This is a genomic window from Kitasatospora sp. GAS204B (assembly GCF_029892155.1).
GTDB lineage: Bacteria > Actinomycetota > Actinomycetes > Streptomycetales > Streptomycetaceae > Kitasatospora.
This window is the reverse complement of the sequence record NZ_JARZAG010000020.1, coordinates 1-24,098: the sequence shown is the minus strand read 5'-3', so window position 1 is coordinate 24,098 and position 24,098 is coordinate 1. Positions and strand designations below refer to the sequence as shown.

20 protein-coding genes and 1 pseudogene are annotated in these 24,098 nt (G+C 72.6%); 12 read left to right on the top strand and 9 right to left on the bottom strand.

All coding sequences use genetic code 11. The annotated features are described in order from the left end of the window. The first annotated feature begins 210 nt into the window (after positions 1-210). Complete coding sequence (locus tag P3T41_RS24995) at positions 211-1,545, top strand: histidine kinase (RefSeq protein WP_280692506.1); 1,335 nt, start codon at positions 211-213, stop codon at positions 1,543-1,545. Here the strand turns inward: P3T41_RS24995 and P3T41_RS24990 are convergent. Then, positions 1,506-2,390 carry an alpha/beta hydrolase gene (locus P3T41_RS24990; protein WP_280692504.1) on the bottom strand — a complete coding sequence of 295 codons (885 nt, stop codon included), beginning with the start codon at positions 2,388-2,390 and terminating at the stop codon, positions 1,506-1,508. The two genes, P3T41_RS24995 and P3T41_RS24990, sit on opposite strands and share 40 nt — an antisense overlap. Positions 2,391-2,644: 254 nt before the next feature. Here P3T41_RS24990 and P3T41_RS24985 point away from each other — a divergent pair, with 254 nt between their 5' ends. Together P3T41_RS24985 and P3T41_RS24980 are read left to right on the top strand one after the other, a co-directional pair. Then, positions 2,645-4,990 carry a transglycosylase domain-containing protein gene (locus P3T41_RS24985; protein ID WP_280692502.1) on the top strand — a complete coding sequence of 782 codons (2,346 nt, stop codon included), beginning with the start codon at positions 2,645-2,647 and terminating at the stop codon, positions 4,988-4,990. A gap of 44 nt (positions 4,991-5,034) precedes the next feature. Then, on the top strand, positions 5,035-6,072 hold the full coding sequence (locus tag P3T41_RS24980; protein ID WP_280692500.1) for an EamA family transporter: 1,038 nt from the start codon (positions 5,035-5,037) through the stop codon (positions 6,070-6,072). A gap of 51 nt (positions 6,073-6,123) precedes the next feature. Here P3T41_RS24980 and P3T41_RS24975 read toward each other — a convergent pair whose 3' ends face one another. Then, positions 6,124-6,486, bottom strand: a complete 363-nt coding sequence (locus P3T41_RS24975) for a chorismate mutase (protein ID WP_280692498.1) — start codon at positions 6,484-6,486, stop codon at positions 6,124-6,126. Positions 6,487-6,751: 265 nt separating this feature from the next. Here P3T41_RS24975 and P3T41_RS24970 point away from each other — a divergent pair, with 265 nt between their 5' ends. From P3T41_RS24970 to P3T41_RS24960, 3 genes are all read left to right on the top strand, one after another. Further along, positions 6,752-7,519: a VOC family protein gene (locus P3T41_RS24970; RefSeq protein ID WP_280692497.1), complete on the top strand. Its 768-nt coding sequence runs from the start codon at positions 6,752-6,754 to the stop codon at positions 7,517-7,519. Positions 7,520-7,607: 88 nt separating this feature from the next. Beyond that, positions 7,608-8,033 (top strand): OsmC family protein, encoded by a 426-nt coding sequence (locus P3T41_RS24965; RefSeq protein WP_280692495.1) that lies wholly within the window; start codon positions 7,608-7,610, stop codon positions 8,031-8,033. 545 nt (positions 8,034-8,578) lie between these two features. After that, a complete protein-coding gene (locus P3T41_RS24960; RefSeq protein ID WP_280692704.1) occupies positions 8,579-10,435 on the top strand; it encodes an EAL domain-containing protein in 1,857 nt (618 codons plus the stop codon). A gap of 29 nt (positions 10,436-10,464) precedes the next feature. Here the strand turns inward: P3T41_RS24960 and P3T41_RS24955 are convergent, their stop codons facing one another. Beyond that, entirely contained in the window at positions 10,465-11,580 is a 1,116-nt protein-coding gene (locus P3T41_RS24955; protein ID WP_280692493.1) for an LLM class flavin-dependent oxidoreductase, read from the bottom strand. Positions 11,581-11,690: 110 nt separating this feature from the next. On the opposite strand from P3T41_RS24955, the gene P3T41_RS24950 reads away from it, so the two are divergent. The 3 genes from P3T41_RS24950 (at position 11,691) to P3T41_RS24940 (ending at position 15,542) form a co-directional block, all read left to right on the top strand. Further along, positions 11,691-12,965, top strand: a complete 1,275-nt coding sequence (locus tag P3T41_RS24950) for a multidrug effflux MFS transporter (RefSeq protein WP_280692491.1) — start codon at positions 11,691-11,693, stop codon at positions 12,963-12,965. A 448-nt stretch (positions 12,966-13,413) separates the two neighbouring features. Further along, entirely contained in the window at positions 13,414-14,025 is a 612-nt protein-coding gene (locus P3T41_RS24945; protein WP_280692490.1) for a hypothetical protein, read from the top strand. A 245-nt stretch (positions 14,026-14,270) separates the two neighbouring features. After that, positions 14,271-15,542, top strand: a complete 1,272-nt coding sequence (locus P3T41_RS24940) for a hypothetical protein (RefSeq protein WP_280692488.1) — start codon at positions 14,271-14,273, stop codon at positions 15,540-15,542. 79 nt (positions 15,543-15,621) lie between these two features. Here the strand turns inward: P3T41_RS24940 and P3T41_RS24935 are convergent, their stop codons facing one another. The 6 genes from P3T41_RS24935 to P3T41_RS24910 form a co-directional block, all read right to left on the bottom strand. Further along, the gene (locus P3T41_RS24935; RefSeq protein WP_280692485.1) at positions 15,622-16,350 is read right to left on the bottom strand and encodes a uracil-DNA glycosylase; all 729 of its coding nucleotides are present in this window, start codon (positions 16,348-16,350) and stop codon (positions 15,622-15,624) included. Between the two features lie 135 nt (positions 16,351-16,485). Continuing rightward, positions 16,486-17,265 (bottom strand): HAD-IIA family hydrolase, encoded by a 780-nt coding sequence (locus P3T41_RS24930; RefSeq protein WP_280692483.1) that lies wholly within the window; start codon positions 17,263-17,265, stop codon positions 16,486-16,488. 152 nt (positions 17,266-17,417) lie between these two features. After that, the gene (locus P3T41_RS24925; RefSeq protein ID WP_280692481.1) at positions 17,418-18,872 is read right to left on the bottom strand and encodes a carboxylesterase family protein; all 1,455 of its coding nucleotides are present in this window, start codon (positions 18,870-18,872) and stop codon (positions 17,418-17,420) included. After that, positions 18,869-19,042 carry a hypothetical protein gene (locus P3T41_RS24920; RefSeq protein ID WP_280692479.1) on the bottom strand — a complete coding sequence of 58 codons (174 nt, stop codon included), beginning with the start codon at positions 19,040-19,042 and terminating at the stop codon, positions 18,869-18,871. The genes P3T41_RS24925 and P3T41_RS24920 overlap by 4 nt, the downstream gene beginning before the upstream one ends. An 8-nt stretch (positions 19,043-19,050) precedes the next feature. Next, entirely contained in the window at positions 19,051-20,019 is a 969-nt protein-coding gene (locus tag P3T41_RS24915; protein WP_280692477.1) for a hypothetical protein, read from the bottom strand. Positions 20,020-20,120: 101 nt separating this feature from the next. Then, the gene (locus tag P3T41_RS24910) at positions 20,121-21,059 is read right to left on the bottom strand and encodes a helix-turn-helix transcriptional regulator (protein ID WP_280692475.1); all 939 of its coding nucleotides are present in this window, start codon (positions 21,057-21,059) and stop codon (positions 20,121-20,123) included. A gap of 189 nt (positions 21,060-21,248) precedes the next feature. On the opposite strand from P3T41_RS24910, the gene P3T41_RS24905 reads away from it, so the two are divergent. From P3T41_RS24905 to P3T41_RS24895, 3 genes and pseudogenes are all read left to right on the top strand, one after another. Beyond that, positions 21,249-22,295, top strand: a complete 1,047-nt coding sequence (locus P3T41_RS24905) for a hypothetical protein (RefSeq protein WP_280692474.1) — start codon at positions 21,249-21,251, stop codon at positions 22,293-22,295. 26 nt (positions 22,296-22,321) lie between these two features. Next, positions 22,322-23,521, top strand: a complete 1,200-nt coding sequence (locus tag P3T41_RS24900; protein ID WP_280692473.1) for a DMT family transporter — start codon at positions 22,322-22,324, stop codon at positions 23,519-23,521. Positions 23,522-23,613: 92 nt separating this feature from the next. Further along, positions 23,614-24,098 (top strand): annotated as a pseudogene (locus P3T41_RS24895) (hypothetical protein); the annotation flags it as partial.

The following is a 24,098-nucleotide window of genomic DNA, read 5'->3' as shown; positions in this document are numbered from 1 at the left end:
CCCCGGCCCCGGCCGCCGAGCCGGCAGGCCGTCCTCGACCTCACCACTCCTGAGGAGGGTGCGGCCCGCTCCCGGGCCCGCCTCGTCGGCGCGGCCGGTCCTGTAGCGTCGCAGGGGGCGGATGGTCCGGGGTGAGTGGTTCAGGGACCGGGACGAGCAGCAGAAGCAACAGGACGAACAGCAGCACGAGCAGGCGAGGAACGAACCCGGGTGAGCACCAGCGAGGCCGCGAGAGAGCCCAGCGGGCGACGGAGCCCGATAGCGCGCGTCGGCCGCTGGTTCTGGCGCCCGGAGCGCCGTTGGCATGCCTGGGCGGTCGACGTGCTGCTGGTGATACCGGCCGCGCTGGACGCGCTGCTCAACTTTCCGCCCCCGCGTGACTGGCGCTTCCTGATCTCACTGGGGGCCGCCGCCGTGCTGCTGCTGCGCCGCCGCTTCCCGCGCACCGTGCTGCTGCTCACGCTGCCCGGACTGTACGCGGGCAACGCGCTGCTCGCCGCCATGATCGCCGCCTACACGGTGGCCCGCACCGAGCGGGCGCAGTGGCAGAAGGCCCTGGTGGCGCTGGCAGTGGTGGTCGGCAGCTTCATACCGTGGCCGATCAGCGGGCTGCGGCTGGAGAGCTGGAGCGACATCACCCAGCACCTGATCTTCGCCAGCATGCTGGGCACCGGCCCGGTGATGCTCGGGCTGCTCGCGCAGACCCGGCTGGACCTCTCGGCACGGGTCGCGGAGCTCGCCGAACTGCGCGACCACGAGCGCGCGCTGTACGCGAAGACGGTGATCGCCGAGGAGCGGGCCCGGATCGCCCGGGAGATGCACGACGTGGTCTCGCACCAGGCGGGGCTGATCGCGGTGCAGGCGGGGGCGCTGCAGGTTACCACCAAGGACCCGGCGACCCGGGAGACCGCGGGCATCCTGCGCGGGCTCGCGGTGGCGACGCTGGAGGAGCTGCGGTCGATGATCATCGTGCTGCGGGCCGCCGGCGCCGGGCCGACCGAACTGGCGCCGCAGCCCCGGCTGGCCGACCTGGCACGGCTGGTGGCGGCCGCCGAGGTGGACGCGGTGCTGCGGGTCGACGGCTGCCTGGACGGCCCGCTGCCGGAGCCGGTGGAGCGGGCCGCCTACCGCACGGCGCAGGAGGCGCTGACCAACGTGCGCAAGCACGCGCCGGGCGCGCCGACCGAGGTGCTGCTGCGGATCGAACCGGACTGCCTGCGGGTCACCGTGCGCAACGCCGCCCCCAGCGGGCCGCGCACCGAGCCCGAGCTGCCGGGCGGGCACCACGGGCTGATCGGCCTGCGCGAACGGGCCTGCATCCTGGGCGGGACGATCGAGGCGGGTCCCGAGCCGGACGGCGGCTTCGCGGTGCGCCTCTGGCTGCCGCTGCCGGCCCGGACGGAACCGGCGGAGGCAACCGAACCGCAAACGCCTCAAGAGCCTCAAGGACCTCAGGCGCCTGAAGAGCCGACGGAGCCGAGAAAGCCACCCGGGCCGGCGGAGGCTCAGAACTCCAGCACCGCCGCCGCCACGGCAGCCGGCTGATCCAGCATCAGCAGGTGCCCGGCGGGCGCCACGATGTGCAGCCCGCCGCCGAGCTCCGCCGCCAGCAGCGCCTGCCGCTCCAACCGCCGACGGGTCCCCCGCCCGGCACCGCAGCCCGCGGCGGCGGCGAGGCCGAAAGCCGAGCTCGCGGCCAGCGCGACGGCCGGCGCTGTCATCGGCAACTCCTCGCGCAACGCCAGTAGTTCGGCGGCCTGGTCCAGGTAGCAGGTGTTCTCGAGCAGGGCCGCGCGCAGCGCCCGCGCGGTCCGGTAGCAGCGCCGCACCAGTGCCCGCGGGGCGGGGTCGCGGCGCTGCGCGGTGGCCAGTCGCACCACCAGCCGCCGCCCGGGCGGCCCCAGCAGGTAGGGCACGGCCAGGGCCCGGGCCGCACCGGCCACCGCCCGCGCCGCCGCCACCCGGACGCCGGGCAACGGGCGAGCCCTGGCGCGCGGCTCGACGCTCCCGTCGACCAGCACCACGGCGCGCGTGCGGTCCGGATGCAGCCGCGCGAAGGCCTCCACGTGGAATGCGGCCAACGAGTGGCCGACCACCACGCAGGGCTCGAACAGGCCGACCCCGTCCAGCAGTTGCCGGATCCGCTCGGCCTCACCGGCGAGCGTGGCCGGGCCGGCCGCGGCCGCGCTGAGCCCGTAGCCCGGCCGGTCGAAGCGGACCACGGTGCGGTGCGGCACCAGCAGTGCGGCCACCGCGTCCCAGTCGAACCAGGCACAGCCGAGCCCGCCGCTCAGCACGCAGACCGGCCCGCTGCCCTCGCGGCGCACATGCGTGACGGTGCCGTCGATCCGCAGCAGCCGGCTGCCCTCGGGGAGCTGAGAGTTACCCACGGCCCCACCGCCTCCGCCCATTGCGCCCGACCGCCGGGCAGCCGCACCGCTGCACGATCCCACACTAATCGCAACAACTCGTGTCACTTACTCAAAAAAGGGACAAAAGTCCCTAGCATCCATCGAACGGCCCCGGGCAGGCTGGCGGGGTCCCTGCCCAGGTCCGACCCGGACCAGCCAGACCAACCAGCGCCCATCCACCGCCCATCCACCGCGTGAACGACCGTCACGGGGCTGACAGGAAAGGCCCACCCGTGCCGCGAACCGCTTCCCGCCCGCTGCCGCGCCGCGTGCTGCACTCGGGACGACCGCACCGCCAGGGCTGGCGACGGCTGGTGCCGACCTGGCGGTTCGCGCTCTTCTCGACCTTCGCGGCGCTGCTGCTCGGCACCGGCCTCTTCGCGCTCGGCGTGGCGCTGGTCAAGGTCCCGGACGCGCACGCGGCCGCCACCGCGCAGCGCAACACCTGGCTCTACCGGGACGGCACGGTGCTCGCCCAGACCGGCCAGACCAACCGGCAGAGCGTGGGCCTGGACCAGGTCTCCACCGACGCGCAGCACGCCGTCCTGGCGGCCGAGGACCGCGGCTTCTACCGCGAGGGCGCCGTCAACCCGGCCGCGTTGCTGCGCGCGGGCTGGAACACCGCCACCGGCAAGGGCGCCCAAGGCGGTTCGACGATCACTCAACAGTACGTCAAGAACGCCTATCTGACGCAGCAGCAGACGATCAGCCGGAAGGTCCAGGAGATCTTCATCGCGCTCAAGGTGGACGCCACCCTCTCCAAGCAGGAGATCCTGGCGAACTACCTGAACACCACCTACTACGGGCGCGGCGCGTACGGGATCCAGGCCGCCGCGCAGGCCTACTTCGGCGTCGACGCGGCCACGTTGGACCCGGCCCAGGGCGCCTACCTGGCCACCCTACTGAACGCGCCCTCGGCCTACGACCTGTCGACCGCCACCGAGGCCGGCAAACGCGCGGCCACCGCCCGGTGGAACTACGTGCTGGACGGCATGGTGAAGGAGAACTGGCTGGCCGCCGCCGACCGGGCCGCCCTCACCCTCCCCACCGTGCGCGCGCCGCAGCCCGCGCTCGGGCTCGCCGGGCAGGCCGGCTACCTGGTGGACGCGGCCAAGGACTACCTGGTCGCGCACCAGCTGGTGGACGAAGCCGCGCTGGCCAAGGGCGGCTACCGGATCACCCTGAGCATCGACCCGGCCCGCCAGGCGGACCTGCAGCGTTCCGTGCAGCGGCAGTTGACCGACAAGCTGGACCCGAACCAGCGCCCGGGCGATGCCGACATCCAGGCCGGCGCAGTCTCGGTGGATCCCAAGTCCGGTGCGGTGCTGGCGTTGTACGGCGGCGACGACTACACCGAGCACTTCGTCGACAACGCCACCCGCCGCGACTACCAGGCGGGTTCCACCTTCAAGCCGATCGCGCTGGCCGCCGCCCTGGAGAGCGGCGCGAGGACGCAGGACGGGCAGGCCATCACCCCGGACACCGTCTACGACGGCGCCAACCGCCGCCCCGTGCAGGGCGGCAGCGCGAAACCGCCGTACGCACCGCCGAACGAGGGCGAGCGCGAGTACGGCAGGATCACCCTGCGCCAGGCCACCGACTGGTCGGTCAACACCGCCTTCGCCCAACTCGCCCAGGACACCGGGCTGGAGAAGGTCAAGCAGACCGCGATCGCATTGGGACTGCCGGCCGACACCAACGAGCTGGACCCGGTGCCCTCGCTGCCGCTGGGCGTCTCGATGCCGAGCGTGCTGGACATGGCCGGGGTCTACGCGACGCTGGACAACGACGGGCAGCGGATCACCCCGTGGCTGGTCGAGTCGGTCAAGCTGAACGGCACCGACGTGCCGCTGCCGCCGAAGCGGAGCGGCCGGGCGGTCGGCGAGCAGACCGCCCGGCAGGTCACCGAGATGCTGCAGGGGGTGATCGCGGACGACGGCGGCACCGGCTGGCGCGCCCAGGACCTCGGCCGCCCGGCGGCCGGCAAGACCGGGACCACCGACGGCAACCGCTCGGCCTGGTTCGTCGGCTACACACCGGAGTTGGTCACCTCGGTGGCGATGTTCGGCGAGCAGGCCGGGACCGGCCAGCAGGTCACGCTCTCCGGCACGGCGGGCGGCGGGCGGGTCAACGGCGGCGGGTATCCGGCGCGGATCTGGACCGACTACATGACGGCGGCACTGGACGGCAAGGCGGTCCGCGCCTTCACCCCGCCGAGCGCCGGTGCCCCGGCCGAGGACGCCGCGGCCGGGCCGAGCACGGGTCCCGGTGCGGCGGGCCCGCACAGCCCGGCGCCGACGCACCGCCGACCGACAGCACCTCCGCACGCACCCTCGCGCGTACCGTCGCACGGGCCCTCGACCGCGCCGACGGCCCCGCCGACGGCCGCACCGCCCGTCCCCTCCCCCTCGCCCGGCACCACGCACCCGGCGCCGCCGACCCCGACGCCGCCCACCACCCCGGCGAAGCCCACCCCGCCCCCGTCCCAGCCCCCGTCCCCGGAGGCGCCCACCGAGACCGGCCCGCCCGCACCGGCCCGCCCGAGCGGCTCGCCGCCGGCCCTGGTCGGCGCCGCCTGACGCCCGCTCGACCGCATTTGTCCGGGACCTGGCAGAATGCACCGATGCACTCCTCCCCGGCCACCACGCACCGCTCCCGCCGGGCCGTCGGCCTCACGCTCGCGCTGATCTCCGCCGTGTCCTTCGGGGGTTCCGGCACCGCCGCCAAACCGCTGATCGAGGCGGGCCTGTCACCGCTGCACGTGGTGTGGCTGCGGGCCACCGGCGCCGCCGTGGTGCTGCTGCCGCTGGCCTGGCGCCATCGGAGCATCGTGCGGGACCGGCCCGGGCTGCTGCTGGGTTTCGGGCTGCTCGGCGTGGCCGGCGTGCAGGCCTGTTACTTCGCGGCGATATCCCGGATCCCGGTCGGCGTCGCGCTGCTGATCGAGTACCTCGGACCGCCGCTGCTGCTCGTCTACGTGCGCTTCGTGCAGCGCCGCCCGGTGACCCGGGGCGCGGCGCTCGGTGCCGGGGTGGCGGTGACCGGACTGGCCTTCGTGGTGCAGGTGTGGAACGGGCTGAGCCTGGACGCCCTCGGCGTGCTCTTCGCCCTCGGCGCGGCCTGCTGCCAGGTCGGCTACTTCGTCCTCGCGGACGCCGGCGGTCGCGGCGAGAAGCCCGCCGACCCGCTCGGGGTGGCCGCGTTCGGCCTGCTGATCGGGGCGCTCACGCTGACCGTGGTGACCCGCCCCTGGGAGGCGGACTGGAGCAAGCTGGGCGGCCGGGTCACCATGGCCGGCCACCACGTACCGGCCCTGCTGCCCGCGGCCTGGATGGTCCTGGTCGCCACCGTGCTCGCCTACCTGACCGGCGTGGTCTCGGTGCGCCACCTCTCCCCGCCGGTCGCCGGCGTGGTCGCCAACATCGAGGCGGTCGTCGCCACCGTCACCGCCTGGTTCCTGCTGGACGAGCACCTGGGCACCACCCAGCTGATCGGCGGCCTGCTGGTGCTGCTCGGCGCCTTCGCCGCCCAGGCAGGCCGCGCCCCCGAGGAGCCGCCGGCCGAGCCGATCACCGTGCCGGCCGGCCAGGCCCCGCCGCCCGGCCGGACCGAGCCGAGCACGCCGACCGAGCGGACCGCACCGGCCGAGCAGCGCCGCTAGCCGCCAGCCGCCAGAACTCGGCCAGGACCCGCCGGCCGCACCCGCGAAACCTCACGCGGACGGGCTGCGGCCGCTCATCGCATCGCTCGCGATCGCCTCATGGTGGCGGATCACTTCGGCGATGATGAAGTTGAGGAACTTCTCCGCGAAGACCGGATCCAGCCGCGCCCCGGCGGCCAGCTCGCGCAGCCGGTCGATCTGGTCGCGCTCGCGGGCCGGGTCGGCGGCGGGGAGCCGGTGGGCGGCCTTCAGGGTGCCCACCCGCTGGGTGGCCTTGAAGCGCTCGGCCAGCATGTGGACGATCGCGGCGTCGATGTTGTCGATGCTCTGCCGCAGGGCGGCCAGCTCGGCGCGGACGGCGTCGTCCACGTCGTCCAGCGAGGTGGTGCGGTCGGGCGCGGGCTGCTCGGTCATCGGGTCTGCTCCGGTTCGGGCGCCCCGGCCACGGGGGCCGAGCGCGGACTGGGGCCGGCGGCCTGGGGACTGCCCGGCGCGCGGGCCGGGCAAATCTAACAGGCGACCCGGCGAGGGTTCGCCCGGATTGCGCCGATCGTCCGCCATGTGGACAGTGCACCCCACGGCACAGCGGGTACCGTACGGCGCGTTCCGGTTGCGGACGGTGACGGGCGGTCGGATTCTGACGCACAGACAGCGATCCCCAGCCCGAAAGGCCCCCTCCATGCCCCTGCGCGACTCCTACCCCGACGGCGCCCCCTGCTGGGTCGACCTGACCTGTGCCGATCCGCTCGGCGTCCAGGACTTCTACGGCCCGATCCTGGGCTGGGAGTTCCAGGAGCTCGGCGCCGACTACAACGGCTACACCATGTGCCTGCTGGACGGGCGCCCGGCCGCCGCGCTGATGCCGCCCCCGGCCGGCGGCGACAAGCTGCCGCCGACCTGGAACGTCTACCTGGCGACCCGGGAACTGGACTCCGTCTACGACCGGGTCGCCCGGGCCGGCGGCACCGCGGTCCTCGGTCCGCACGAGGTCCCGGGCGCCGGGCGCCTCGCCTACGCCTTCGACCCGGCCGGCGCGGCCTTCGGACTCTGGCAGGCCGGCGGCCACCAGGGCGCGGCGGTGTACGGGGAGGCGGGGGCGATGTGCTGGCACGAGCTCACCACGCCCGAGCCCGAGCCGGCGGACGCCTTCTACGCCGAGCTCTTCCCGTACCAGCAGAAGCAGGTGGGCGACGGGCGGGCCTTCGACTACACGGCGTGGAGCGTGCCGGGCTCGGCCGGGCTGCCGGTCTGCGGCCGCTACCGGGCGGCGGTGCCGCAGCCCCACTGGTCGACCTACTTCGCGGTGCCCGAGGCGGACCACGCTGCCGACCAGGTGATCGGGCTGGGCGGCCGGGTGCTGCGCGACCCGTTCGACTCGCCGTACGGCCGGATGGTGCCGTGCACCGACCCGAGCGGCGCCAAGGTGACCTTCTGTCAGCTCCCCTGAGTGGCGGCCGTCGAGCAGTAGGCTGGGCCCGGCGTGACCGGAACTGACACACCGACTGTCTCTCACTGTGCATCAGGAGGTACCGATCGTGGCTACTACGCGCACCGCTCACACGGTTTGGCAGGGCGAGCTCATCAAGGGATCGGGCGAGGTCACCTTCGACTCGTCCGGCATCGGTACCCAGCCGGTCTCCTGGCCCTCCCGCGCCGAGCAGGCGAACGGCAAGACCAGCCCCGAGGAGCTCATCGCGGCCGCCCACTCGGCCTGCTTCTCGATGGCGCTCTCGCACGGCCTGACCGGCGCCGGCACCCCGCCGACCCGCCTGGAGGTGAGGGCCGACGTGACCTTCCAGCCCGGCGAGGGCATCACCGGCATCCACCTGACCGCACGCGGCGAGGTGCCCGGGCTGGACGCGGCAGCCTTCGTGGAGGCGGCCGAGGGCGCCAAGAAGAACTGCCCGGTGAGCCAGGCGCTGACCGGCACCACCATCACGCTCAGCGCCGAACTGGCCTGACGCGGCACTAGCCAGCACTGCGGCCCCCGAGGCGCAGATCGCCCCGCGCACGCCCCCGGCGCGCACCACCTGGTGCCCGCCGGGGGCGTGTCTGTTGCACGCCCGGCCTCTTCCGAAACACGGCGAATCACCCTGTCGGCTGTGGCCCAGGCTTCCGCACGCGGCCTATGATCGGGCGCAGCGCTCTACTTCTTGACAACGGGCCGGTCCGGCTGAAACCGGTCGGCCCGCAGTCGGCGGCAGCGGCGCGAAAGAGCGTGTGGCAAGCGAGCGTCAGCGGCGGACGGGAGCGAGCAGTGCGAGGCCGGAACGAGGGGGCCGACGCACACCGCAATGGCGTGCGACAGGACGCGCTGCGCCCAGCCTCGCCGTTGCCGGTCGACCGGCAACCGGCCGGCAGCCACCCGGTCGACGGGCAGCCGGCCGACGGCCACGCGGCCTCGCCGGACCCGGCCGACGGCCGCCCCACCGTCCAGTGCCCCAGCTGCGCGACCCCGCTGCCCGCCGAGCTGCTGGCCGGCGCCGCGCCCGTGGTGACGGTCCCCGTGGCCGATGCCGGCGAGCTGCTCGCCGCGCTGCGGGCCAGCGAGTTGAGGCTCCGGGCCGCCTTCGCCGACGCGGGCATCGGGATGGTCCTGGTCGACACCGACGACCTGGTGATCGAGGCCAACCCGGCGTTCGCCGCGATGCTCGGCCGCGAGGTCGCCGAGCTGGCCCGGATGCACATCCACGAGATCATCGACCCCGAGGACACCCCGCGCCGGCTCTACCGCGAGCTGGTGGCCGGCCGGCGCGACCGGCTGCGGGTGGAGAAGCGGCTCAAGCACCGTGAAGGGCGCGAGGTCTGGAGCAGCGTCACCATCTCGCTGGTCCGGGACGCCGAGGGCGAGCCGTTCTACACGCTGGCGATGTTCGAGGACATCACCGAGCGGCGCCGGCTCGGCGACCGGCTGGCCTACCAGGCGCTGCACGACCCGCTCACCCGGCTGCCCAACCGCACCCTCTTCTTCGAGCGGCTCAACGCGGCCTGCCTGCCCTCCCCGCAGCGCCCGGGGGAGGTCGAGGCCGGACGGCGGGTCGGGGTCTGCTACCTGGACCTGGACGGCTTCGCGGCGATCAACGACACGCTCGGCCACCACATCGGCGACCAGCTGCTGACCGCCGTCGCGGCCCGGCTGGAGCGGCGCTTCAGCGCCGACGAAGGGCTGCTGGTGGCCCGGCTCGGCGGTGACGAGTTCGCCGTGCTGGTCGCCGACAGCGAGGGCAGCGAGCAGCTGACCAAGCTCGCCGCCCAGGTGCTCACCGTGCTGGAGCGGCCCTTCGAGGTGGCCGGGCACCGGCTCGCGGTCACCGCCAGCGTCGGCGTGGTGGAGCGGCCGGTCAACGGCACCAGCCCGACCGACCTGGTGAAGGACGCCGACGCCACCCTCTACTGGTCCAAGTCCGACGGCCGGGCCCGCTGGACCCTCTACGACCGCGACCGCGGTGCCCACCAGCTGACCCGCCGGCTGCTCTCCACGGCGCTGCGCCCCGCCCTGGAGCGCGGCGAGTTCACCGTCGAGTACCAGCCGCTGGTGGGCCTGGCGGACGGCACCGTGCACGGCGCCGAGGCGCTGGTCCGCTGGCGCCATCCACGCTTCGGCACCCTCTCGCCGGACCGGTTCATCCCGCTGGCGGAGGAGTCGGGGGCGATCGTGCCGCTCGGCAAGTGGGTGCTGGAGGAGTCCTGCCGGCAGGCGCGCGGCTGGCTGGCCGAGTTCCCGGACACCGAGGCCTTCGTGAGCGTCAACCTGGCGGCCCGTCAGGTCTGGGACTCCGACGTGGTGGCGGACGTGGCCCAGGTGCTGGAGCGCACCGGACTGCCGGCCCGGCTGCTCCAGCTGGAGCTGACCGAGAGCGCGGTGCTCGGGCCGGGCGGCCGACCGCTGCAGGCACTGCAGGCGCTGGCCGACATGGGGGTGCGGATCGCCATCGACGACTTCGGCACCGGCTACTCCAACCTCGCCTACCTCTCCCGCCTGCCGGTGCACGCGCTGAAGTTGGACGGCACCTTCATCGAGGGCTTCCGCGACCCCGCCCCGGTCGGCCGCCCCGACCTGCGCTCGCGGCGCAGCGAGGCGGACGAGCAGATCGTGGGCGCGATGGTCCGCCTCGCCCACGACCTGGGGCTGACCGTCACCGCCGAGGGCATCGAGAGCGCGGCCCAGGCCGAGCGGTTGCGGCTGACCGGCTGCGACACCGCGCAGGGCTGGTACTTCGCCCGGCCCGGCGAGGCCGCGCTGGTCGCCGGAATACTGCGGGAGGGGCGCATCCGCCCTGCCGGGGCCGACCAGCCACGCGGCACCGACCGGCTGCCCGCGGCCGAGCAGCCGGCCGCCGGCCACACCGCGCTGCGGCCGTAGCGGCTGCCGCGCGGGCTGCGCGATGCCGGCTACTGACCCGCCGTCAGCCCGTAGGCCTGGGCGATCAGCTCGTACGAGCGCAACTGCTCCTGGTGGCCGTGCACCCGGGAGGTGATCATCAGCTCGTCGGCGCCGGTGCGCTTGCGCAGCTCCTCCAGGCCGTCGGCGACCTCGTCCGGACCGCCCAGCACCACGTTGCCCAGCCAGTCGTCCAGGAAGTCGGCCTCGGCGGGGCTGTAGGGGTAGGCGGCCGCCTCCTCGGGCGTCGGGATCAGCCCGGGCATGCCGCGGCGCAGGCGCAGCATGCCGAGCCCGGCCGAGGCGGCCAGCCGGCGTGCTTCGGGCACCCCGCCCTCGGCGACGGCCACCGCGCTGACACCGATCAGGGCGTACGGCTCGGCCAGCACCGCCGAGGGACGGAAGCTCTCCCGGTACAGCTCCAGCGCCGGGACGGTGTTGGCACCGCTGAAGTGGTGGGCGAAGGCGAACGGCAGACCGAGCCGACCGGCCAGCTGGGCACTGAAACCGGAGGAGCCGAGCAGCCAGATCGGCGGGCGCTCGGGGCCGCTGGGCACCGCGGTCAGCCGGGCGTAGGGGTGGCTGTCGGGGAAGTCGCCGTCCAGGAAGTGGGTCAGCTCGGCCAGCCGGCGCGGGAAGTCGTCCGGGTCCTCGTGCTCACCGCGGCGCAGCGCGCGGGCGGTGGCGGGGTCGGTGCCGGGGGCCCGGCCCAGGCCCAGGTCGATCCGGCCCGGGTGCAGCGCCTCCAGCAGGCCGAACTCCTCGGCGACGGCGAGCGGGGCGTGGTTGGGCAGCATCACGCCGCCGGAGCCCAGCCGCAAGGTGCTGGTGTGCGCGCCGAGGTGGGCGAGCAGCACGGCGGGGGTGGAGCTGGCCACCCCCGGCATGCCGTGGTGCTCGGCCACCCAGAAGCGGTGGTAACCCCACTGCTCGGCGCCGCGGGCCAGCTCGGTGCTGGCGGCCAGCGCCTGGCCTGCGGTGTAGCCGGCGCCGACGGTGGCCAGGTCGAGGATCGACAGCGGGGCGGGGGCGGTGCCGCGCGCGACCCCTCTGACGTCCTGCCTGACGTCCTGCCGGCTGCCGTCGCCGGCACCCTGCCCGCTCTGCCGCTGGTCCTCGCCGCTCATCAGTTCTCGCCTTCCGCTGCACACTGCCTGTCCGCACCGGACAACAGCGCCCGGGCGCACGCTGTTCCCGGCCGCACGCTGTTCCCGGCCGCAGGCCCTACGGTGGGACGATGTCGCACTCGCCCGCCTCGGCCACCGCACCGCTCGCCGCCCCCGCGGACGCCTCCCCGGGCGCCCTCCGCAAGGTCGGCCTGCTGCTGACCCTGGTGCTGGGTTCGCTGAGCGCGCTCGCGCCGCTGTCGATGGACATGTACCTCCCCTCGCTCCCCCGGATCACCGGCGCCCTGCACACCTCGGACGCGCTGGTCCAACTGACCCTGACGGCCTGCCTGGTCGGCCTCGCGCTCGGCCAGCTGGTGGCGGGCCCGCTCAGCGACGCGCTCGGGCGGCGCCGTCCGCTGCTGATCGGCCTGGGCCTGTACGTGCTCTCCACGGCCAGCTGCGCGCTGGTCGGCGACGTCCGGGTGCTGATCGTCTGCCGCCTGGTGCAGGGCCTGTCCGGCGCGGCCGGAATAGTGATCTCCCGGGCCGTGGTCCGGGACCTGTTCGACGGCCTGGCGGCCGCCCGCTTCGCCTCCTCCCTGATGCTGGTCTCGGGGGCGGCGCCGCTGCTGGCGCCGATCCTCGGCGGGCAGCTGCTGCGGTTCACCTCCTGGCGCGGGGTGTTCGGGGTGCTGGCGGTGCTCGGCGTGGTGATCCTGGTCACCTCGGCGCTGCTGGTCCGCGAGACGCTGCCGCCCGCGCGTCGCCGGCGCGGCGGGCTGCCGGACACCCTGCGGACCATGCGCGGCCTGCTGGCCGACCGGCTGTTCACCGCCTACCTGCTGACGGTGGCCTTCGGCTTCGGCGCGCTCTTCGCCTTCATCGCCGGGTCGCCGTACGTGGTGCAGGAGGTCTACCACGGCTCGGCGCAGCGCTACAGCCTGCTCTTCGCGCTGGTCGAGACCGGGCTGGTGGCCCTGTCCCAGCTGACCGGGCGTCGGCTGCTCGGCCGCTACCGCTCGCACCGGATCCAGCTGACCGGCGCGGTGCTGCTCGCCCTGTCCGGGACGGCGCTGGTGCTGATGGCGGTGAGTCACCGCGGCGGGCTGGCCGGGCTGACCGCCGGGCTGTTCGTGATGGCGGGCGCGCTCGGCGTGGTGTCGCCGCCGAGTTCGGCACTGGCCCTGCAGCGCGCCCCGCACGCCGCCGGGACCGCCTCCGCGCTGCTGGGCACCGTGCAGTTCCTCACCGGGGCGATCGCGCCCGCGCTGGTGGGGCTCGGCGGGCACGACAGCGCGCTGCCGATGGCGGTGGTGATCCTCGGGATGGCGCTGGCGGCGCTCGCCTCGTTCATCGTGCTGGCCCGCCCGTGGCAGGCGGTGCCGGACCCGCTGCTCGGCTGACGGTCCGTCGGTGACCGCGGGCGTCGGTGACCGCGGGCGTCGGTGACCGCGGGTGTCGGTGATCGCGGGCCGTCGCCCAGCGTGCTGGCGGGATCACGCCAGCGCCGGATCTCGCCAGGCGCCGATCTCGCGCGACAGCGCCCCTCTTTGGCAGGCTTGGAGTCACAGCGGGGCGCCCACCAGCACCCCACTCCTCAGCAACGCCGACGGGCTGGACCAGTTCCGGGCGACCCTCGTGAGCCCCTGTGGCGGACACCCCGCCGCAGGGGCTCACGCCTTTTCGCCCCCGCTCACTCTCACCACGCGACGCAAGAGAGGCGTTAGCAGCGCCGACCCGACGCTGTCCACCCGCCGTTCAGGGGGGCACTTAGCAAAGGTTCATGAAGAGCCGATAGCGTAGGCGACCTGAGCCACCTGTCTCTCCGGGCGGTCCGGAGGGAGTTGGATCATGGGAAGCGCGACGCTCACGACGTCGTCCTGGTTCTGCGTGCTGGCCGTGCTGGCCGTGCTCGGCGACGCCTTTCTGCCGTTCCTGCCGAGCGGCACGCTGGTGATCCTGGCCGTGCTGAAGACCGACCGGATAGCCGGAGCACCGGTGTTCCTGGCGGCCGCCGTCGCCCTCTCCTCCTTCCTGGGTGACGTCCTGCTGCTGACCCTGGCCCGGCGCGGCGCCCCGTTCCTGCGCCGACGGCTCGCCAAACGTCCCCAACTGGCCGCCAGCGTGCGCAAGATGGGGCAGTCGCTGGAGGGGCGGACCAGCCGGACGGCGGCCACGGTGGTGATCGTGGCCCGCTTCGTGCCGGGTGGACGGACCGTACTGGACCTGGCGATAGGGCACTCCCCGGCTCCCTCGCACCGCTTCCTGCGCTGGTCGGCGCTGGCCGCGCTGGTCTGGGCCGGCTACATCGTGACCCTGGGCTGGCTGAACAGCCACTGGTTCAACACCGCTTGGCTGAGCATGCTGGTCTCCTGCGTCGCCGCCACCTCGATCAGCGCGGCCGTCGCCCGCCTGGTCCACCGGCAGCGCCGCCTGTCGACGGCCGCCGCCGACGCGGCCTGACGCCTCCCGCACGATCGGCCCGGAGCGGGACCGAGTGTCTCAGGACTGCAACAGAACTCCCCTGCCCGCAGCCGCCGATCGACTTCCGGCCGTCCTGTGCAACGTGTCATGACTCACCGAGCCTGCTTGGATCCAAGCAGCGCTCCATGACATCCTTCTTTAAAAATACTGATCAATTGCCGTATTTTTCCTGATCGCTCCCGCCCACCCGCCGAGCGACCAGACCTGACCTGGCTGGGGAGACCATGAGCAGCATCTCGCGCAGGAAAGTGCTGAGCGCATCGGCGGCCACCGCGGCCCTGGGAGCCCTCACCGCGTGCGGCAGCGGCACCTCCCACTCGGACGCGGTCACGGCCGGCAACTCACCGACCGGCACGCCCGGTAGCGGCAGCCCGGCGCCCAGCGCCTCGCCGTCCGGCAAGGTCACCCCGATCGGCGACGGCTCGACCGCCGACACCGGCCCGCAGCCGAACCAGCCCAAGCCCGACAAGCTGGCCCCCGGTCAGCGCCCGCCGCAGTTCGTGGTCTTCTCCTGGGACGGCGCCGGCGCCACCGACGACGGCCAGTTCGACCGCTTCCTGAAGCTCGCCCAGGAGAACAAGGCGACCTTCACCTTCTTCCTCTCCGGCATCTACACGCTGCCGAAGACCAAGACCAGCCTGTACCACCCGCCGCAGCACTCGATCGGCGCCTCCGACATCCCGTACCTGTCGGACGGCGCGATACGCAACACCATCAAGCTGATCAGCCAGGCCTGGCTGGACGGGCACGAGATCGGCACCCACTTCAACGGCCACTTCTGCTCCACCCGCCCCGACCACAACGGCGTCAACCGCTGGTCGCCGGACGACTGGGCGAGCGAGATCCAGCAGGCGGTCTCCTTCGTCACCCAGTGGAAGACCAACACCGGCTTCACCGACCTGCCGCCGCTGCCCTTCGACTACACCAAGGAGCTGATCGGCGGGCGCACCCCGTGCCTGGACGGCCAGAAGGGGCTGCTGCCGACCGCCGCCAAGCTCGGCTGGAAGTACGACGCCAGCTCGCCGGGCGAGAAGCAGACCTGGCCGCAGAAGGTGCAGAACGGGCAGGTCTGGAACTTCCCGCTGCAGTCCATCCCGTTCCCGGGAAAGCCCTTCGAGGTCCTCTCGATGGACTACAACATCATGGCCAACCAGTCGAACGGCGACCCCAAGGGCGACCCGAGCAAGCACGACGAGTGGCACACCCAGGCCGCCGGCGCCTACCTGGCGGGCTTCAACCGCGCCTACAACGGCAACCGGGCGCCGTTCTTCGTCGGCAACCACTTCGAGCAGTGGAACGGCGGCATCTACATGGACGCCGTCGAGACGGCGCTGAAGCAGATCGCCGGGCAGCCCGAGGTGCGCCTGGTGTCGTTCCGTCAGCTGGTGGACTGGCTGGAGGCGCAGGACGAGTCAACGCTGCGCAAGCTGCGGACGCTGAACGTCGGCCAGGCGCCGGCCAATGGCTGGGAGAGCTTCCTGGGCACCGCCGGCTGATACCGACGCTCGTGAGCCCCTGCGGCGACACTCCGCCACAGGGGCTCACGCCTCCTCACCCCGCTGTCAACGCGCCGGGTCAGGCGCCGAGATCCGGGATCCGCCAGTCGATGGCCTTGCCGCCGAAGCCGGCCAGCGCCGCGTCGATCTGCGAGAACGGCTTGCTGCCGAGGAAGAGCTTGGCCGACAGCGGCGAGGGGTGCGCGCCCTGCACCACGGCGTGCCGCGTGGTGTCGATCAGCGGCAGCTTCTTCTTCGCGTAGTTGCCCCAGAGCACGAAGACGCAGGGCTCGGGCCGGTCGCTGACCGCCTTGATCACCGCGTCGGTGAACTTCTCCCAGCCCTTGCCCTTGTGCGAGTTGGCCTCGTGCGCGCGCACCGTGAGCACCGCGTTGAGCAGCAGCACGCCCTGCTCGGCCCACGGCATCAGGTAACCGTTGTCCGGCACCGGCAGGCCCAGGTCGCTGTGCAGCTCCTTGAAGATGTTGCGCAACGAGGGCGGGGTCTTCGTCCCGGGCAGCACCGAGAAGCTCATGCCGTGCGCCTGGCCGTTGTCGTGGTACGGGTCCTGGCCCAGCACCAGCACCCGCACGTCCTGGTAGCCGGTGGCGGCCAGCGCCGAGAAGACCCGCCCGCGCGGCGGGAACACCTCGTGCTCGGCCCGCTGGGCGGCGACGAACTCGGCCAGCTGCGCGAAGTACGGCTGCTCCGTCTCGGCGGCCAGCACCTCCCGCCAGGGCTCCGGCAGTTCGAACTCTCCCCCGCGCTCGTCGTCCGGCACGGTGTCCACCTCAGCGACCTCGGTCACCACATCAACCTTCCCCAACCGGGCGGGCCCCAGCGGCCCGTCCGCCATCGTTCATCCCGCACGCTACACAGCCGCGCCGACAACCTTCGCCCGAGCCCGGCCCGCGCCCGCCGGGGCCCGCCCCCTGAGCGTCCGTCAGACCAGCTCGATCAGATCCGCGATCGACTTGACCACCCGGGTCGGCCGGTACGGGAACCGCTCGATGTCGTCCTTCGAGGTGAGCCCGGTCAGGACCAGCACCGTCTCCATGCCCGCCTCCATGCCGGCCACGATGTCGGTGTCCATCCGGTCGCCGATCATCACGGCGCTCTCCGAGTGGGCCCCGGCGGTGTTCAGCGCCTCACGCATCATCAGCGGGTTGGGCTTGCCGACGAAGTACGGCTCGACGCCGGTGGCCTTGGTGATCAGCGCCGCGACCGAGCCGGTGGCCGGCAGCACGCCCTCGGTGGAGGGACCGGTCTCGTCGGGGTTGGTGCAGATGAACCGGGCGCCGGCGTTGATCAGCCGGATCGCCTTGGTCAGCGCCTCGAAGCTGTACGTGCGGGTCTCACCGAGCACCACGTAGTCGGGGTTGTTGTCGGTGAGCACGTAGCCCACCTGGTACAGCGCGGTGGTCAGCCCCGCCTCGCCGATCACGTAGGCGGTGCCGTCCGGGCGCTGGCCCGCCAGGAACTTCGCGGTGGCCAGCGCCGAGGTCCAGATGCACTCCTCGGGCACGTGCAGGCCCATGCCGGCCAGCCGGGCGGCCAGGTCGCGCGGGGTGTAGATCGAGTTGTTGGTCAGGACCAGGAACGGCTTGCCGGACTCCTTGAGCCGGCGGATGAACTCGTCGGCGCCCGGGATCGGGGTGCCCTCGTGGATGAGGACCCCGTCCATGTCGGTCAACCACGACTCGATGGGCTTGCGCTCTACCACCTGGGTATCTCCTCGGTCTCACAACGGTTCTGAACGATCTTGCGCATCGCTCCGGACCGGACACCGTCGGCCGGCCGGGCGCCACAGGCTGCCCCAACGCGCACCAGCGTAGTCGTCCAGTGCCGCCACCGTGCGGGCACCGACTGCCACACCTACTTCGGGTGGAGCCGGCCGAGGTCGTCCCCCGCGCAGTAGCGGTGGGTGGTGTCCTGGTCCCAGCCGGGTTCGCCGGTGGTGGCGAAGCGGACCCAGTCGCCGTGCATCTCGGCGGCGAGCTCGAGCGGGGCGCGACCCGTGCCGAGCAGGGCGTGCTCACCCCGCAGGGCGGGCAGCTTCAAGCGATCGAAGACGAAGGGCAGTTCGAGGCAGTGGCAGGCGCCCAGTGCGCCGGCGAAAGCCTGCGACCGCCAGGCGAATTCGTACCTGAAGGTTCGTCCGCCCGATCGGGAGGCGTGTGCCTGCGCCAGTCGACGACTGCCGGCGGTGAACGTATCGGTGATCACTCGCGAGAGCAGGCGACCCGGCCTCTCGCCCGGGAACCGTGCCCGGTAGGCGGCCACCTGCTGCTCCGGATCAGCAACGCGGCGTCGGGCGGCGGCGAGCAGCTCGACATCGGTCGCCGTGTCCAGCACACCGGAGGGCACGGTGTAGGTGTCGGCCTCGTCCGTGGTGGTGCCGATCAGGAGTTCCGTTCCGGTGGCAGCCAGCACTGTCCTGGCCGGCTGTCCGTGCAGGAGGATGCCGTCGATGACGGGTCTGAACGGGCTGGATCCCAGCATGGTGTCCAGGAATCCGTGCGCGGCGTGATCGATCGGCGGCAGTTCTCCGATCAACGCGGTGAGCCGGGCGTCGGTCAGTTCACCCAGCGCCACGGCGGTGGGGGCGGTTCCGAGGGCCTGGGCGACGGCACCGGTCACGCGTGCGGCCTGCTCCGGTTCGTAGGCGCACTCACCGGTTTCGCTCTGGCTGATCGCGCGCTGGAACAGGCCGTCCGCCTGCGGGCAGGCGAGCAGGGACGCGACGATCACCGCACCGGCCGACTGCCCGCAGACGGTCACCCGCGCGGGGTCACCGCCGAAGACGTGGATGTTGGCTGCGACCCAGCGCAGCGCGGCGATGACGTCCAGCAGCCCGCGGTTGGCGGGGGCGTCGGGCAGGTCCAGCCAACCCGCCACGCCGAGACGGTAGTTCAGGGTGACCAGCACCACCCCGTCGCGGGCGAAGGAGGTGCCCTCGTACAGCTCGGACTGTCCGGTGCCGGAGATGAATCCACCGCCGTGCACGAACACGATGACCGGAAGACCACTTCCTCCGGGACCGGGAGTGCTCACGGTGACGGTCAGGTAGTCCCCACCTCCGCTCGGGCCGGCCCCGAGCAACGGGGTGAGGTCCAACAGCCCGAAGTCCCGGGCCGGCGCGGGGGCACTCGGCCCAGGCCGGGTGGCGTCCCGGATCCCGTCCCACCGGGGCGGGGGGCCCGGCGCGGCGAAACGTGCCGCGCCGACCGGGGCGGCGGCATACGGGATGCTGTGGAAGACGGCGCACCCGCCCTCCACCACGCCGCGGACCTGACCGGTGGCCATGCGCACGACTGGCGGACTGTTCATGTGGTGAAACCCCACTTCTTGACGGCGAACGCGCCGGCGGATCGTTCGATCTCGGCAGCCAGTCCGCCGCGCAGGTGAGCGGGGAACATCTGCGTGGGTGGCCGGGTCGCCATCTCGTGCTCCACGACACGGTCGATCCTGACCCGGCCCACCGTCATCGTCGTCGTCATCGACCTGGTCAGCGCAGCTCCCGCAGGCCCACGGTCAGCAGGTTGGGGTCCTTGGCGGTGACGTAGGCGGCATCGAGCACGTACGCCGTTCCGCACCGCACCCGGATCGCTGTGGGGTTCTGCAGGCCGTCCGCGGCGGTCAGCACGGTGGAGTGGCTGCCGTCGGGACGGATCCGGACGACCTGGTCGGTGTGGTTGAGCGCGGCCAGGATCTCGTCACCGCGGCCGGTGAAGGCGAAGTCGTCGACGGTGGTCAGTCCGGTGGCCCGGGTCTGGACCGGACCGGGCCGGCGCCCCGACAGGAAGGGGATCCGCACGATGGTGCCCTGGTCGGTGTTGGACACCCACAGCGCGTTGTTGTGGATCTTCAGTCCGTTGGCACCCGCCAGACCGGAGAAGGCGAGTTCAGGCGCGGTCGACCACGCGGTTGCCGGCCCGCCGGCCTTGGGGACCGCCCAGATCGTGCCGAGCACCGAGTCGGCGATGTAGAGCATGCCGTGCCGCTGGTCCAGCGCCATGCCGTTGGGCAGGGCGGCGGCGGGCAGCGCGGCGATGCGCTCCGGGGTTCCGTGCGGGCGCAGCCGCCACACACCGGTCAGGTCGGCGGTGCCGGCGGCGTACAGGAAGTACAGGGTTCCGTCGGCGTCACGGTCGATCCCCATGGTCGCCGCGAAGTGCAGAGCGGGCGTGTTGACCCCGCCGTCAGCCGGCAGCGGCATGGTGGCCAGGATGTGCGTCGAGCCGTCGGCATCGACCCGGGCGACCTGCCGGGCCACCGAGAAGGTCACGTCGAGACTGCCGTCAGGTTCGGTGGCCGCGTTCTCCGGCGTCTGCCCCGAGGCCAGGTCGAAGTGTGCGGCGACATGGACGGCCGCCTCGCCGGGTTGGGCCGCGGCGGCCGGCACCGAAGCGAAACCGAAGGTTCCGATCACGACGGACGCGACCGCCAGGGCTACTCCTGACAGTTTCTTGTTCATGCTGTTCTCGTCCGTTCCGGCGCGCGGACATGGCGCGCCCTGGAGGAAGGTGTCGTATCGGGAAGGGGTGCCTCGCAGGACGTATGCGCCCGGATTCAGCTTCAGCGAGGGCTGTTGGTGACCGTCGGCGTGGGCTCCGCGGTTTCGGCGTGCCTGGTGCGCTCGGCGTGCACGGTGCGCGGCGCGGTCGGGGTGTCGAGTCGGGCGAGCAGCGAGAGCGCCGCCGCGGACGCGGTGTCGGCGCCCGCCGTGACCACGACGATGCGTTGGCCCTCTTCGCCGGGGACGTTCAGGGACTGCAGATTGAGCTCCATGCGGCCGACGGCCGGGTGGTGCATGCGGTACGCCGCAAGGGCCCACTTCCTGACCCCGTGCTCGGCCCACATCGTGGCGAACTCCGGGCTCTTCATGGTCAGTTCACCGATGAGCGAGGCCAGCCGGGGATCGTCGGGGTGCCGCCCGGCGGCGAGCCGGAGCTTGCCGACCACGTTCCTGGCCTTCTTCGGCCAGTCCACGAACAGGTCCCGGGTGTGCGCGTCCAGGAACACCAGCCGCGCCATGTTCGGGCGCTGGTCGGGCTGATCGGGGATCCGCGGGTCCAGATGCCCGGCGAACAACGAGTGTCCGGTGCGGTTCCAGGCCAGTACGTCACTGCGGCGGCCGAGCACGACCGCGGGTGTGTCACCGAGCGCGTCGACCAGTTGCCGGGTCGCGTCGCCGGCCCGCTCCGGCGCGGGCCTGCGCCAGGTGGTGGTGCGGCGTGCCGCGCCGGCCAGATCGTGCAGATGGGCGCGCTCCACCTCGTCCAGACCGAGGGCGCGGGCCAGCGCCTCCAGCACCTCGGGTGACGCGTTGAGCGAGCCGCCCTGTTCAAGTCGCGTGTAGTAGGACAGGCCCACCCCGGCGAGCTGGGCCAACTCGTCACGGCGCAGCCCGGGCACACGACGGCGCTCTCCGAAGTCCGGGAGCCCCACATCCGCCGGCTGCAACTGCGCTCGGCGGGTCCTGAGGAACTCTCCCAACGGCGGCTTCTTGTTCATGCCCCGAGTATCCGGCAACGGGACGTCAGACAGCCTGCCCCTGGCAAGGGCAGGCTGCGAGCCGTCGACGCCAGCACACTCGGAGCCACGAGCAGCACGCACTGTCGACCTCGGATCGACTCAACTCGCCTTTGAGCAACTGGAGTTCGAAGGGTCAGCGCAAGCCGGGGCAGAAAGGAAGCACGACCCATGAGGCTGAAGTTCTCCGCGATCACCGTGGCCCTCGCCGCGACCCTCGCACTCGGTACCGCACTGACCGGCGCCACCGCCGCCTATGCCACGCCCGGCCACAGTCACTCCTGCACGCCGGCACCCGGCGTCATCGCCGCCAAGGGCCCTGGCGTCTTCCCGCATTCCGCGGACTACGACCCCAACTCCGGGACTTTCGTGGTGGGTTCGCTGGCCCACAGCACCCTCTCCTCCGTCGGCCCGGACGGGACGGTGCGGACCCTCGTCGACGACAAGGACATGGTGTCCCTGCAGGCCGTCCGGATGGACTCGGCACGGAACCGGATCGTGGCCACCAACGTCGACTACGGACTGGCCGACCGTTCCACGCCCGCGACGAAGTTCCGGATCGCGGGGGTCGCCGCCTACGACGCCCACAGCGGACGCCGTCAGTGGTACGCCGATCTGGACAAGGTCGCGAACGACGGCAAGCAGCATCTGGTGTCCGACGTGACGATCGCTCCCGACGGCACGGCGTACGCCGTGGACGAGTTGACCCCGACGATCTTCCGCATCGACCGCCACGGCCACGCCTCCGTCCTGCTGCGCGACGACCTGCTGGCCGGGAACCTGGACATCCCGGGCTTCCTGAACGGCGTGGGCATGAGCGCCGTCGCCTGGATGCCCGGGAACATCCTCATCGTCGCGATGGCCGACGGCAGCCTGGTGCGAGTGCCGGTCCACCACCCCGAACAGGCCGCCAAGGTCCAGCTCTCCACCGGGCTCAAGACCATCACCGCGAGCATCCGGGTCCTGCCGGACGGGTCGATCGCCGCGGTCAGCAGCGGACTGCTCAGCGGACAGGCCGCCCTCGTGCAGCGGGTCCGCCCGGCCCACCAGTGGAAGTCCGCCACCGTCACGGTCACCGACACCGTCACCGACCCGGTCACCAGCGCCGTCACGGCCGGCCCCGGGGGCACGACCTACGCGCTCAGCGGCGGCCTGGCCGCCCTGCTGGCCGGCCGACCGAACGACGGCTTCACGCTACGCCGGGTGAACGTGCGCTGACCGCCCTACCGGCCGCCCACGAAAGCGTGAAGTCCAAGCTCGATCCGCCGTCCATGGTGGCGATGGCGGTCACCGTGATCTCCGTCTCGGCCACCGCCCCGCTCACCGCCGCAGCCTCCGCCTCGCCGCTCGCCATGGCCTTCTGGCGCAACTGCCTCGGCTTCGCGGTACTCGGGCCGCTCCTGCTGTTACTACGCCGTCGCGAGGTGGTGCGCGTCGCGCGGGGCGAGCGCGGCCTGCTGCGCCGGGAACAGTGGCGGCCCCTGGTCTTCGGCTTCCTCGCGGCCACCGCGCTCGCCCTCCACTTCGCGGCGTTCATGACGAGCACCCGGCTGACCTCGGTCGCCATGTCCACTGCGCTGGTCGCCACCCAGCCCGTCTGGCAGGCCCTCATCGCCGCGGGCCAGGGCCGCCGGGCGTCCCGCCGGACCTCGGCGGGTCTCGCGCTGTCCGTGGTGGGAGCGGCCGCGGCGGGCGGTCTCGACATCAGGTCCGGCGGTACGGCACTGACGGGTGACCTGCTCGCCCTCCTCGGCGCCGTCGCCCAGGCCGGGTACACAGCGCTGAGCGAACGGTCGCGCGCGGATGTGAGCACACCGTTGTATTCGACGTTCACTTCACTGGTCTGCGGTCTGGAACTCCTCGTCGTCTGCCGGCTGGCCCACATCCCGCTGACGGGCTTCGACAGATCCACCCAACTGTCACTGCTCGGACTGCTCGTGCTTCCCCAGATCCTGGGGCTCGGCTCACTGAACTTCGCCCTCGGCAGGACATCGGCGACGACGATGAGCGTCCTGCTCCTGCTGGAGACCCCCGTGGCGGCGCTCGCCGCGTGGTGGTTCATGGGGCAGGGCATCAAGCCCGCGACCGTGCCCGGGCTCCTGTTGATCATCGTCGGCGTCACGGTCGTGGTGACGAGCGGCGTGGAACAAGCCACGGCACAGCAGGGCAGACACCGCCGTACGGCAATACCGCCCTACCCGGCCCACGCCCCGTACACGCCCCAGCCCCCACCGCAGCACCTGAGGTTCCCACACCCCGTCAGACGGGACCCCAGAGTGGACTGGGCAAAGCACACCGAGGACGACAGCCCAACGGTCATCCTCACCTATCACGGTGCGGGGGCGTTCGACACCCTGTTCTTGCGCATGCCGCACGCGGCGGAAGAGGAACCGGGCCTCGACGGTCCCACCGAGGCGCGGGCGGACGACAGCCGACAGCGGTAGAACGCCCGTCCGACCGCGGCAAGCATCCGCTGGACCGTCCACCAGGCCGGCATGGTGGTGTTCATCGCTAAAGTGATTGCCTTATGGCCTGTATGACAGGGAGGCAGCACGTGGCAGTCGGACCCCAGCCGATACGAGTACCGGTAGGGGACGGGTCCGCTCGGTGGGCGAGCCGGACGGCGGAGCGGCGTGTGTTGCTGGTGATTCACAACGTGACTTCAGCCGGACGCCTACTGGACGTGCTGCCCCTGTTCCATGACGATTTCCGGGTTCAGCTGCTGGTCACTTCGACGGGATCGTCAGCATTCCAGGGTGGGATCGACGAGCTTCTCGCTGACGAGGGCCTACCCGTGCTGCCGTGGGAACAAGCGCTGTCGACGCCTGTCGACCTGGCGATCTCGGCCAGCTTCGGCGGCCAACTATCCCTACTGAAAGGAAAATTGTCCATACTCTCTCACGGGGTGGGATACACTAAAAAGCTGGCCGGGAGCCGGGAGCCGGGAGCCGGGAGCCGGGAGCCGGGAGCCGGGAGCCGGGAGCCGGGAGCCGGGAGCCGGGAGCCGGGAGCCGGGAGCCG